The sequence below is a fragment of the Aeromonas sp. ZOR0002 genome (assembly GCF_963866995.1).
Classification (GTDB): Bacteria; Pseudomonadota; Gammaproteobacteria; order Enterobacterales; family Aeromonadaceae; genus Aeromonas; species Aeromonas caviae.
This window is the reverse complement of sequence record NZ_CAWMFQ010000262.1, coordinates 16,274-28,574: the sequence shown is the minus strand read 5'-3', so window position 1 is coordinate 28,574 and position 12,301 is coordinate 16,274. Positions and strand designations below refer to the sequence as shown.

At 61.1% G+C, this 12,301-nt stretch carries 10 protein-coding genes and 1 pseudogene; 6 read left to right on the top strand and 5 right to left on the bottom strand.

Features of this window, described 5'->3' with window-relative positions; all coding sequences use genetic code 11:
* Positions 1 to 157: 157 nt before the first annotated feature.
* From glgA to rsmC, 3 genes and pseudogenes are all read right to left on the bottom strand, one after another.
* Positions 158 to 1,618, bottom strand: coding sequence for a glycogen synthase GlgA (glgA, locus tag AACR77_RS14275; RefSeq protein WP_039040607.1), 1,461 nt, complete (start codon positions 1,616 to 1,618; stop codon positions 158 to 160).
* Positions 1,608 to 2,828, bottom strand: a pseudogene (gene glgC, locus AACR77_RS14270) (glucose-1-phosphate adenylyltransferase); the annotation flags it as partial. The pseudogene glgC and the gene glgA, both read right to left, overlap by 11 nt.
* A 147-nt stretch (positions 2,829 to 2,975) precedes the next feature.
* Positions 2,976 to 4,004 carry a 16S rRNA (guanine(1207)-N(2))-methyltransferase RsmC gene (gene rsmC / locus AACR77_RS14265; RefSeq protein ID WP_042882419.1) on the bottom strand — a complete coding sequence of 343 codons (1,029 nt, stop codon included), beginning with the start codon at positions 4,002 to 4,004 and terminating at the stop codon, positions 2,976 to 2,978.
* Between the two features lie 277 nt (positions 4,005 to 4,281).
* On the opposite strand from rsmC, the gene dapA reads away from it, so the two are divergent.
* The 3 genes from dapA (at position 4,282) to AACR77_RS14250 (ending at position 7,623) form a co-directional block, all read left to right on the top strand.
* A complete protein-coding gene (gene dapA / locus AACR77_RS14260; protein WP_039040606.1) occupies positions 4,282 to 5,154 on the top strand; it encodes a 4-hydroxy-tetrahydrodipicolinate synthase in 873 nt (290 codons plus the stop codon).
* A 95-nt stretch (positions 5,155 to 5,249) separates the two neighbouring features.
* Complete coding sequence (locus AACR77_RS14255; protein ID WP_041213957.1) at positions 5,250 to 6,896, top strand: sensor domain-containing diguanylate cyclase; 1,647 nt, start codon at positions 5,250 to 5,252, stop codon at positions 6,894 to 6,896.
* Positions 6,897 to 7,032: 136 nt separating this feature from the next.
* On the top strand, positions 7,033 to 7,623 hold the full coding sequence (locus tag AACR77_RS14250; protein ID WP_039040604.1) for an HAD family hydrolase: 591 nt from the start codon (positions 7,033 to 7,035) through the stop codon (positions 7,621 to 7,623).
* Positions 7,624 to 7,759: 136 nt separating this feature from the next.
* Here AACR77_RS14250 and hfq read toward each other — a convergent pair whose 3' ends face one another.
* Positions 7,760 to 8,119: an RNA chaperone Hfq gene (hfq, locus tag AACR77_RS14245; protein WP_039040603.1), complete on the bottom strand. Its 360-nt coding sequence runs from the start codon at positions 8,117 to 8,119 to the stop codon at positions 7,760 to 7,762.
* A 176-nt stretch (positions 8,120 to 8,295) separates the two neighbouring features.
* Here hfq and AACR77_RS14240 point away from each other — a divergent pair, with 176 nt between their 5' ends.
* From AACR77_RS14240 to AACR77_RS14230, 3 genes are read left to right on the top strand one after another with little or no spacing between them, the layout of a single operon-like run.
* The gene (locus AACR77_RS14240) at positions 8,296 to 9,567 is read left to right on the top strand and encodes a paraquat-inducible protein A (protein WP_041211730.1); all 1,272 of its coding nucleotides are present in this window, start codon (positions 8,296 to 8,298) and stop codon (positions 9,565 to 9,567) included.
* Positions 9,560 to 11,206 carry an intermembrane transport protein PqiB gene (gene pqiB / locus AACR77_RS14235; protein WP_039040601.1) on the top strand — a complete coding sequence of 549 codons (1,647 nt, stop codon included), beginning with the start codon at positions 9,560 to 9,562 and terminating at the stop codon, positions 11,204 to 11,206. Before AACR77_RS14240 ends, pqiB begins: the two co-directional genes overlap by 8 nt.
* A complete protein-coding gene (locus AACR77_RS14230) occupies positions 11,206 to 11,775 on the top strand; it encodes a PqiC family protein (RefSeq protein ID WP_042882418.1) in 570 nt (189 codons plus the stop codon). The genes pqiB and AACR77_RS14230 overlap by 1 nt, the downstream gene beginning before the upstream one ends.
* Positions 11,776 to 11,830: 55 nt before the next feature.
* Here AACR77_RS14230 and AACR77_RS14225 read toward each other — a convergent pair.
* Positions 11,831 to 12,301: OmpA family protein (locus AACR77_RS14225; RefSeq protein ID WP_042882417.1), on the bottom strand; the 471-nt coding region annotated here is incomplete at its 5' end.

The following is a 12,301-nucleotide window of genomic DNA, read 5'->3' as shown; positions in this document are numbered from 1 at the left end:
ACACCTGAAGCTAGCGCGTCTACCAATTCCGCCACCTTCGCATCACTGCGGTGGGGGATTCTATAGAGTTTTGGGGGGGCGTCAACAGCCAAAGGGGACTTTTTTCGCTGTTGACGGATAAAGGCGTGCCAAGGGCACAAAACTTCAGCAATCGGCGTCAGACGGTGGCCAGCGCATCCTGATACATCTGTTCGTACAGGATGACGGAGTCTGCCCAGTCGAAGCGGGTGTTCATGGCGTGGTGCTGCACACGGGCAAAACGTGCCGGCTCCTGCAGATAATGGAGCAGGCTGCGGCGCATGGCATCGAGCAAGGTGCTTGCAGTGGGATCGTTGAAGCAGAAACCGGTCGCGTGCGTCGGGTCGGCATCCCAGTCCACGACGGTATCTTTCAATCCGCCGACAGCCCGCACCAGGGGCAGTGTGCCATAGGCCAGACTGTACATCTGGTTGAGCCCGCATGGCTCGAACAGAGAAGGCATCAGGAAGAAGTCGGCGCCGGCCTCCACCAGGTGGGCCAGACGGTCGTCATAGGCATTGATGAAGGCAAACTTGTCGGGATGCTGCTGGGCAATGCTTTGCAACTGGGCGGCGAGAGAGGGATCACCGGAACCCACGATCACTACCTGGACCTGATGTTGCAAGAACTTGTCCAGAGCCGGGATGAGCAGGTGTACACCTTTCTGCTCGGTCAGTCGACACACCATGCCATAGATGGGGAGGTTGCCGACGGGGAGCCCCGTCTCCTGCTGCAGGATGCGCTTGCAGGTGTGTTTGCCATCCAGGTTGTCGGCATCATAGGTGGCGGGCAACAGAGGATCGAAGGCGGGATCCCAGTCCTGATAGTCACAGCCGTTGAGGATGCCACGCAGGTCCGCTGCCCGCTGCTGGAATACGCTGGCCATGCCGTGAGCGCCCAGGTGCGTCAGCAGCTCGCTGGCGTAGTTGGGGCTGACCGCATTGATCTTGTCTGCGTAGAGCACACCGCACTTGAGCAGATTGATGTGACCATAGTCGTAGTTGATGCGCTGCTCGTAGTCGTGGATTTCCGGCACGGCCCAGAACTGCTGGCGATCGAACACGCCCTGAAAGGCCGCGTTGTGAATGCTGATGACCGACCGGGTGCGCTGGAAGAAGGGGTTGTGGGCATGACGGGTTTTCAGCAGCAGCGGCAGCAGACCGGTGTGCCAGTCGTTGCAGTGGGCGATGTCGGGAGCGAAACCCAGCTGTTCGCACGCATGCAGGGCCGCCGCGGCCAGAAAGGCAAAGCGTTCACCGTTGTCGGGATAGGCCTGGTTGTTCTCGGCATAAAGCTGGGGGCGGTCGAAATAGTGCGGGCAATCGAGCAGATAGACGCAGATCCCGTCCAGTTCCAGCTGATGGATGCGATAGCTGATATCACTGCGATCTTGGGGGGTGGGGAGCCAGCGCGAGGCGAGGAGGGTGGCCTCGTCCCGGCGCTTGATGGTCTTGTAGAAGGGCATAATGATGCGCACATCGTGCCCCTGACGGGCGAGATGCTGCGGCAGGGCCTTGGCCACATCCGCCAGGCCCCCGGTCTTCACCAGCCCCTCAACCTCCGAGGCTACAAACAGGATTTTCAGTGGGTTAATAGCCAACTCTTGCTCCCTTAGGTACCACGACGATACCGCCTTCGGATACGGTAAACCGCTCTCTGTCATGGTCCAGATTCTCACCGATCACGGTGCCGGGTGCAATTTCAACGTTTTTGTCGATGATGGCGCGGCGAATGGAGCAACCTTCGCCGATTTTCACATCCCCCAGCAGCACGGATTCACTGATGTGGCTGCAGGGGCCTATGTTGCAGCGAAATCCCAGTATGGATCGCTGGATCTGGCTGCCCTGAATGAAGCAGCCACCGGAGATCAGGGAGTTGGCGATCTTGACTTTGCAGTCGTCGGTATCGATGAAGGTGGCGGGGGGCAGGGGCGGGTAATGAGTGTGCAGCGGCCACTTGCGATTGTAGAGAGAGAAGGGGGCATCGTCGGCCACCAGGTCCATGTGTGCCTGCCAGTAAGAGTCGAGCGTCCCCACATCGCGCCAGTAGACGTTGGGCTTCTCGCCCGGGATCACGTTGGTGCTGTAGTCGTAGACATAGACGGGGGCACGGGGGAACAGGCTGGGAATGATGTCCTTGCCGAAATCGTGACTGGAGTTCTCCTCGGCGGCATCCCGCTTGAGCTCCCGATAGAGGGCCTCTGTCTCGAAGATGTAGTTGCCCATGGAGACCAGGGCCTGGGTGGGATCCCCGGGTATGTGTTTCGGGTGACGGGGCTTTTCTTCAAAGCCAATCATGCGCCCTTCCTGATCCACCTCGATCACCCCGAAGGCGCTTGCTTCCTCGATGGGCATGCGCAGTGCCGCGACGGTCAGGGCGGCCGCTTTCTGCTTGTGGAAGCTCACCATCTGGCTCACGTCCATCTTGTAGATGTGATCGGAGCCGAAGATGCAGACGTGCTCGGGGTCGGAGATCTCGATGAAGCGCAGGTTCTGGTAAATGGCGTCTGCGGTGCCGTCATACCAGCGTTTGCCCATTCGCATCTGGGCCGGAATGGGGTCGATGAAGCGATCCGTGATGCCGACGATGTTCCAGCCCTTCTTCATGTGCAGATAAAGGGACTGGGACTTGAACTGGGTGAGTACATAGATGCGCAGGAAGTCGGCGTTGACGAAGTTGTTGAGCACGAAGTCGATCAACCGGTAACTGCCGCCAAAGGGTACGGAGGGTTTGCTGCGGGTGGTGGTCAGCGGTTGCAGTCGGGTACCTTCACCGCCTGCCAGTATCATGGTGAGTATGCCTGCCATCGTCGTTCTCTCCCTGAGATCATGATGTTGAAAAGGTTTTCATGTCACTGCGAAAAAAACACCCCTAAAGGGGTGGTAAACGTTTTCTTGGTACCTTAACAGATCCCGTCTGGCACTCTCTACTTGTTTTATTACAACCGTTGCACTTCTTTAAGCTTTGCTCAGATACACCTTGAATTTGGCATCGCCCGCGATCACCTCGGTCTGTTTGAAGTGCGCATCCAGTATAGGCTGGTATCGCAGGAAGGCATTGGCGACTATGGTCAGGGCGCCATTTGCGGTCAGGTACTCAGGTGCCTTTGCCAGGAAGGTTTCGGTGGCGGCGTAGAAGGTTTTGAGCCCGGCATGGAAGGGGGGATTCGAGACAATCTGTTGGAATGTTTCGGCAATGTCGGAATAGACATCGGAGGCATGGACACGTCCGCTCAGACCGTTGACCGCCAGGGTTCGGCGGCTGGACTCCAGTGCCAGGGCATTGATATCCACCATGGTGACGGCCAGGGCCGGGTTGCGCTTGGCCAGCACGGAACCGATGACGCCGGCGCCGCAGCCAAAGTCGAGCAGCTTGCCCGTCACGGGGGGGAGGCTCGCCAGCAGCATCTGGGTGCCGAGATCCAGGCCGTCTGCACTGAAGACCCCGGGCAGGGCCATGACGGTCAGGGTGGTGTCGCCCGCCTGGCACTCATAGCGACTGAACCAGGCGTCCAGCTCGAAGGGAACGACCGGTTTGTCGAGCGTGCCGTGGTAGAGAGAGCAGCGGCGCGCAGAGTCGCGCTTGATCGGTTTCTCGCCATAAGGTGCCAGCAGCTTGTCTGCTCCGTTGATGCCGCCCCGGTTCTCGCCGGCGAGGAACAGGTCGGCCCCGCTTTCGAGCAGCGGCGTCATCATGGCCAGCAGGTATTGCGCCTCGGCCTTGGCCTTGGGCATCAGCAGCAGCAGGGCATCGAATCGGGGGGCGCCACCCAGCTGGTGATCGAACAGGATGGCGTCTCCCAGAGCGGCCTGCTGGCTGCGGTAATAGCAGTAATCCGTGGTGAAGACGGTCAGGCTTTGTGCCAGCTCGGCCAGTTGACGAGGATAATCATCCTCCAGGGCACCGCACACCAACAGCCGCTTGCCGACAAAGAGGGCTTGGTTACGTTCCAGCATCTGACTGACGGCACTGACAGGACGGCTCATTGGGTCTCTCCACGCATTTTTGGGCGGCCATTATACATGGCCGCTTTCGCCTTGACATTTATGCCGTGTTCCCGAAATATGCCCAGACGCCTATTTACCCAGAGATGATGCAATGCGGTCATGCGTATCGAAACGAAAGCATAAACACAGCCTGACAATCGGGCCTGCTGGCGTGCGCGCGTAACCTCTCATCCCTGAGACGATTCAAGCCCCGGTAGCGACTCCCGTACCGGGGCTTTTTATTGACCAATCCATCTGTTTAGGAGAAGGAAATCCCATGTTTCAAGGTTCGATAGTTGCCCTGATCACCCCATTTCGACAGGGCCAGCTGGACGAGGCCGCACTGGCTCGCCTGGTGGAGTGGCACATAGAGCAGGGAACCCATGGCATAGTGCCGGTCGGCACGACCGGGGAGAGCCCGACCCTGACCCACGATGAGCATTGCCGCGTGGTGGAGCTGGTGGTCAAGCTGGTGGCCGGGCGCATTCCCGTGATCGCAGGTGCAGGCTCCAACAACCCGGTTGAAGCCATTGAATACACCCGCTATGCCGAGCAGATGGGAGCGGATGCCACCCTGCATGTGGCCGGTTACTACAACCGCCCCAATCAGGAAGGGCTCTACCACCACTTCAAGGCGGTGCACGACGCCACCACCAAACCCATCATCGTCTACAACATTCCGCCCCGCGCCATCGTTGACGTGCAGCCGGCGACCCTGGCCCGTCTGGCCGAGTTGCCGCGCATTGCCGGCGTGAAGGATGCCACCGGTGATCTGGCCCGCCCCTGGGTTGAACGCCAGCTCATCAAGAAGCCGTTTGCCTGGCTCTCCGGTGAAGATGCCACCGCCGTGGCCTACAACATCGGTGGTGGCCAGGGTTGCATCTCGGTGACGGCCAACGTGGCCCCCAAGCTGGTGGCCGAGGTGCAGAACCTGGCGCTGGCCGGTGAGTGGCAAGCTGCCCGCGAATTGCAGGACAAGCTCATTCCGCTGCACCAGGCCATGTTCGCCGAGCCGAGCCCCGCAGGGGCCAAGTATGCGGTCTCCCTGCTGGGTCTGTGCAGCGAAGAGTGCCGTCTGCCGGTGATGCCGCTCTCCGAGGCCACCCGCGAGCGCATCCGCAGTGCCATGCAGGCATTGAATCTGTTGTAAAAACTGGGCTCTGGATCTCGCTTTTGATTGCCCGGTCAATTAATGGCCGGGCTTTGCCGATATACTCGCTTGGATACAACCAAGGATGATTTGGCATGGAAGAATGGGATCCGGAGCACTTCACCAGTTTTGAACATCTCTGTGAAGTGACCTTGTCTGCGGTCAGGGAAAAAACAGAGGCTGAACAGATCTATCTGTGGCTGCGTGCTCCGACGCCCCAGCTCTATCACTATCGCCCGGAACAGGGTCTGCTCTGCCTGAGCGCTGACGTCCTCTCTTCCCTCGAGTTGCCCATCCTCTTCATCGAACGTTCCCTTGCGCTCGGCCAGTTGCTGGTGGAGCCCATCGCGCCGACCCGTGCCATCTGGGAGCGGGAGAGCGTCGAACCCGAGATCCCGCGCCTGCGCGCCAGCTTCCCCCTCAAGCGTCACAAGGGGCTGGAGGCTGTGGTCTATCTGGAAACCCGCCGTCGTCTCGATCGCCTGCCAAGACGCCAGCAGCAGAGCATCCAGCTGCTCATGCATTATCTCGCCGCCGAGCTCGAGAGTCGGCGACTCGCGGGACAGGTGGATCTGGAGCGGGATCAGCGGCTCCACACCCAGGCAGACCTCGTGCGCAGCCAGGCCCTGCAGGACTCCTTCCTCAGCATGCTGCAGGCGCTGCATCAGGTGGGGGTCAAGCTCTCCCGCTGCGAGAGCGAGGATCGTCTGCTGCACGACGCGGTGGCACTGGCCCGCCAGGAGTTGCAGTTCGATCGCATCGCCATCTTCCTGACTGACAGTGAATTCAAGACCATGCACGGTACCTGGGGTACCAACGAGGCGGGTGAGCTCATCGACGAGCGCCATTTCATCAGCCCCATTCCGGATCATCCCACGGTGCAGGAGGCGCTGCGTCGCAAGGACTATGTCCTGGTGCTGGAGGACACGCCTCTCTATTACGAGAAGCAGGAGGTGGGTCGCGGCTGGAACGCCATGGTGTCGCTCTGGGACGGGAGTACCCCCATCGGCTGGATCGCCGCCGACAACCTGCTCTGGCGGCGCCCCCTCAAAGCGTATCAGAGCGAGATCTTCAAGCAGTATGCCGCCGTGCTCTCCCAGTTGCTGATCCGCCAGCGCACCCAGGAGAAGCTTGAGCGCTTCAATCGGGAGCTGGAGCTGAGGGTGCAGGAACGGACCCGGCAACTGGCCGATACCAACCGGGCGCTGGAGGAGGCCAACCGGCGCCTCTCTCTGCTGTCTCTGGAAGATCCCCTGACTGGCATCGCCAACCGCCGCCAATGGGACATCACCATGGAACGGGAGTGGGAGCGGGCTCGCCGCCATCAGGGCGTGCTGGCGGTGCTGATGATCGATGTGGACGAGTTCAAGTCCTACAACGATCACTTCGGCCACGGCAAGGGGGATCAGTGCCTGCAGCGGGTGGCGGCACTGCTGCAGGACACCGAGCGGCGGCGCACCAACTTGGTGGCCCGCTATGGGGGGGAGGAGTTTGTCATCCTGCTGTGTTCACCGCAGCCGGGAGAGGCGGAGCGGCTGGCGGAGCAGATCCACCACGGCCTTGACGCCTTGCAGATTCCCCATCCGGCCTCCCGGGTGGCGGCGACACTCACCGTCAGCATCGGGTTCAGCTATCTGGTCCCGTCATCGGACAAGGAGTGGCAAACCCTGACCGAGCAGGCGGATCAGGCACTCTATCACGCCAAATCCCAAGGGCGTGCCTGTACCCTGGCATATCGCTGACACCTGCGTGGGGGCTACCTCCTGGCATCGCCCTGTATAAATGAGGTGGCAAGCGTTTCTCGCCATCTGGCGCATGGCGATGCGCCCGCGCTCTGGCTAGAATGGGGGCCCATTTTTCACAGACAGATCCTGCACCATGACCCTATCCGGATTTCAAGGCCTGGTTTTCGACCTCGACGGCACACTGGTGGACTCCATGCCTTTGCACCTGGCCGCCTGGGAGCACACCGCCAGCGAGTTTGGCTTTCGGTTCGACGCCGACTGGTTTTATGAGCTGGGAGGCATGCCCAGCCGCAAGATAGCCCTGCTGGTGGCCGAAGTGCAGCAGATCGCGCTGGATCCCCTGGTGGTGACACGCTGCAAGACCGAACACTATGTCGCCAACCTGCACAAGGCCACCCCCTTCCCGGCCATGCTGGATCTGGTGGAACGCTATCACGGCCGGATCCCCATGGGCATCGGGACAGGCTCCCCCCGTATCAATGCCGAAGCGGTGCTGCGCAACACAGGGCTGGATCGGTACTTCCCCGTGGTGGTCACCGCCGACGACGTGGAGCTGCACAAACCCCATCCAGACACCTTCCTGCTGGTGGCGCGACGCCTGGGGGTCGAGCCCGATCAATGTCTGGTGTTCGAGGACACGGGCATAGGCGCACAGGCCGGTGAAGCGGCCGGTATGCAGGTCTGCATGGTCAGAGAGGGAAAACCGGTCGGGTTGACCTACTGAGTAACGAAGACGAGCGGGTCAACAACCTGCTCGGGAGAGAAGCCCCACTCTCATACGGGACAGGCGAAACATGAGAGTGGGGAGCAGATGTCACTGGCTGACGCAGCGACACCGTCAGGATGGGCAGTGGCGAGATTTACTGCTCGCTGCCACCACCCTGGTTGTCGTCATAACGGCTGGGGGCGCCATGGGGGCGCGGCGCCATGGAAACCCGTGGCTTGCGGGCCCGCTGGATACTGACGGCAGGACGGCCGGAGTGCATGGCAATGGTGGAAATCTTGGCCTTGTAGACCAGTTGCTGATTGCCATGGGCATCGGTCAACAGCACGCTGTACTGGTCAAAACCGCTGATGGTCCCCTCCAGCTTGATGCCGCTCACCAGGAAGATGGCGACCTGGCTACGGTTTTTGCGCAACCAGTTGAGGGCAGAATCTTGCCCGTTCCCGAGGGAGAAGGCCTGCTCGATAGTGGAGTAGCTTGGGGATTCAGTTGTCATAAATTATTGTCCCGCGGAAAAAAAGTGGCGTTTGATTGTGCTAAATGGGCACTGCCTTGTCAAAGTCATTCTCACACCCGGGCAGGATGGACAACGACAGGGCTGGTCGGCAGGGGCCGCTGCTGCAATAATTGGCGGCTCTGGCCCCGTGGCGGGCCTCATGCTGGGGTCTTATCTTGCATCCGGTTTCACACCAACATCCACCCACCTATACCCATGACGCGACCGCCTGCGAAGAGTGTGATCTGCTGGTGCCGGCCACCGAGCTGGCCGTGGGGGAGACGAGCAGTTGTCCGCGCTGCGGCCATACCCTGACTCGTCATCTGCCTGAGCAGGAGCGCAGGCCTATCGCCTATGGCTTTGCGGCCATCATCATGTTCGTGCTCTCCAACGCCTTTACCTTCATGTCGTTCTCGGCCAAGGGGGTGGGGCAGGAGATGACCTTCCTGCAGTGCATCACCACCCTGGTGGATCAAGGCTACCTGTTCCTCGGGGCCGTGCTGAGCATTACCCTGATCGGGTTGCCGCTGGTCTATATCGGCTCCATCATGCTGGTGCTGTGGCGCCTGGACAAGGATCTGCACAGCAAGGCCCTGCGCTCCCTTGGCCGCCTGCTGTGCCGGATCAAGCCCTGGCTGATGGTGGACGTCTTCCTCATCGGCGTGCTCATCTCTCTGGTGAAGCTGATGGGGATGGCCGACATCAAGATGGGGCTGTCGTTCTGGGCCTTCGTTGGCTACACCCTGCTGCTCATCAAGATGATCTCCTCCCTGGATCGGATGTGGCTGTGGCAGCGACTGTTCGGTCCGACGGCGGCGAGGGAGCTGGATCCCGAGGAGAGCGCCCTGTCGTGCGGTCTGGTGGGCTGTCACATCTGCGGCGCCCTGAACGAGCAGGATGCCCATAGTTGCGTTCGCTGCGGGGATCACCTGCACAGCCGCAAGCCGGGTGGTCTGAACCGCACCTGGGCCCTGCTGATCACTTCGGTGATCCTCTATGTTCCAGCCAACCTTTATCCCATCATGGACACCGTGTTCCTGGGGGATGACAGCCCCTCGACCATCATGGGCGGGGTGGTGCTGCTGTGGGCCATGGGCTCCTACCCCATTGCCGCCGTCATCTTCTTCGCGAGCGTGGTGGTGCCGCTGGTGAAGATCCTGGCGCTGCTGTGGCTCTGCTACGTGGTGCAGCGCGGCCAGGGGGCATCTCCCCTCGGCAAGCTCAAACTCTATCGCATGACCGAATTTGTGGGGCGCTGGTCGATGATCGACGTCTTCGTGGTGGCCATCCTGGCCGGTCTCATCCGGCTCGACAATCTGATGACCATCTACCCTGGCCCTGCGGCCGTCGCCTTTGCCGGGGTCGTACTGGTCACCATGGTGGCTGCCATGAGTTTCGATTCCCGCCTGATCTGGGATTTACAACAAGGAGAACGCGAACGTGAGTGAGCGTAAGACAAGGTGGAAACCGGGCTCTGATTTCATGAGTTCGGCTGCCGCTATCTGGATGGTGCCCTTGCTGGCGCTCTTCATCGGCGCCTGGATGCTGTTCCAGCACTGGTATTCACAAGGGCCGAGCTTCACCCTGACGGTGGCGACCGCCGAGGGCATAGTGGCGGGCAAGACGGTGATCCGTTCTCGTGAAGTGGAGGTGGGCCGTATCGAGACGGTGGAGCTCAGCGAGGACTATAGCCATGCCGTGCTCAAGGCTCGCCTGACCAATGCCGCCGCCGGCATGCTCAAGAAAGACAGCCAGTTCTGGGTGGTCAAGCCCAGGGTCGGGCGTGAGGGCGTTTCCGGTCTTGGCACCTTGCTCTCCGGTGCCTATATCGAGCTTTCTCCCGGCAAGAAGGGCAGGGCGCGAAGCGAATACGCCATGCTGGACAGGCCGCCCCTGGCATCCCTGGATGCCAGGGGATTGCGGCTATCCCTGTCCAGCCGGGATGCCAACGCGCTGGGCGCGGGTTCCCCCATCAGCTATCAGGGATTCACCATCGGTCAGGTCGAAGAGGCCAAATTCCTGCCCGAGAAGAGCGAGATGCAGTACCAGCTCTTCATCAACGCGCCTTATGACGTCCTGGTGAGCAGCAACTCCCGGTTCTGGTTGACGCCCGGCTTCGAGGTCTCCATGAGCAGCGAGGGGATGAAGGTGAAGATGGACTCGCTGGAGAGCCTGATCAACGGCGGCATCACCATGGGGCTGCCTCCCGGCTGGTTGCCGGGGGAGCCGGTGAAACAGAACGACGAGTTCGTGCTGTTCAAGGACGAGGAGAGCGTGCTGGCCGGTAGCCTGGATCAGTTCATCGACTATGTCTTCCTGTTCGACAATGACGTGGGCGGGCTGCATCCCGGCGCGGCGGTACAGTATCGCGGCATCCGGGTCGGTACCGTCATCTCGGCTCCCTATCTCATCGACGACAAGGGCGTCCAGCTGTTCAAGAGCCGGCAGATCCCGGTGCTGGCGCGCATCGAGGTGCAGCGTCTCTCCCACCGTTATGCCAATGCGGAGAAGGAGCAGTGGCGGGCCCTGTTCAACAAGCAGTTCAAGGAAGGGCTGAGGGCCAGCCTCAAGACCGCCAGCCTGCTGACGGGGGGCAAGGTGATCGATCTGAACTTCTATCCGGATGCGCCTGTCTATCAGCCGCTCAAGATGGCGGGCTATCAGGTCTTCCCGACTGCCCAGGCCGGGCTGGATCAGATCGAACGCAAGGTGAACCTCATCCTCGACAAGTTCGTCGACATGGACATGGCCACCACCCTCACTCAGGTCAACAGCACCCTGATGACGCTGGACAAGACGCTCAAGCATGTCAGTGCCGTGAGTGCGAATCTGGAGCAGTTTACTGGTCAGCAGTCGACCCAGCAGTTGCCGGCCTCCCTCAACCAGAGCCTCAAGCAGTTGCAGGAGACGTTGCAGACCTATGATGCCGGTTCCCAGACCAATCAGGAACTGCGCCAGTCGGTGCAATCCCTCAACCAGCTGATGAGCGAGTTGCAACCTCTGGTCCATTCACTGAACGAGCAGCCGAGTTCACTGATCTTTGACCGCGCTCGTCCGCGGGATCCCGAGCCCAAGCGAGGAAAATGATGAAAAAACGGATGATGACGCTGGCCTTGCTGGGCCTGCTGGCGGGATGTGGCAGTGCCCCGACGACGCTGCATTACTATTCGCTGGATGCCGACACGGCGCCGTCGAGTGTCACCACGGCGCAGCCGCAGCACCAGTTGGTGCTGCGCCCCGTCGCCCTGTCCGGTCAGCTTGACCGGATGAGCCTGGTCTATCAGCTGGAGGGAAAGGAGCTGCACTTTGCCGAGTACCATCGCTGGGCAGGTTCCCTCGATGCCCAGTTGAACCAGTTGACCCTCAATGGCCTCTCCAGCCGCTTGCCTGGCTGGGTGGTGCGTCAGGACGGGGCCCGCAAGGGGCCTGTGCTGAGCATCTCGGTCGAGCGTTTCCAGGGGCGGCACGACGGCCGCGCCCTGCTCAGCGGTCGCTGGCGCCTGCTGACGGAGGAGGGGGTCGTGTTGAGAGATTTTCCCTTCCAGCAGGAGCGGGTGCTGCCTGCCGATGGGTATGGCACCCTGGTGAACGAGCTGGGACAGGGCTGGCAACTGTTGCTCGATCAGATTGCGGCGGATGTGCGCACGCGCATCTGAGGAAGCATAAAAAAAGACGGGAGGCCATGGCCTCCCGTTTTGTTTGGGGTCGTCGTTATTGCTGTACTTCCGAGACGCCCTGTACCTTGACCTCTACCCGGCGATCCGGGGCCAGGCAGACGATCAGCTCGCGCTTGGATTTGCTGGTGCAGCTGTCGCCGGTGACGGGAGACTGCTTGCCACGCCCTTCCACATTGACCTTGCCGGCTGGCAGGCCCTTGCCAATCAGGTAATCGGCCACGGTCCGGGCACGCTGCTCGGACAACTTCTGGTTGTAGGCCTCGGAGCCGATGCGGTCGGTATAGCCGATGACGGTGGCCGACCCGTCTTTGGGCCTGGCCTCTTCAATCTGGCTGTAGAGGGTATCCAGCGCCTGCCCGGCCTGGGGCTTGAGGGTGGCCTTGTTGAAGTCAAACAGCACGTCCGAGCTCAAGGTGAACTGCTTGTCGACCATCACGGGCTCGGGCGCGGGGGCGGGAGCTGCGACCGGCAGAGCCGGTGCAACCTGACCGAAGCGATAGACGGC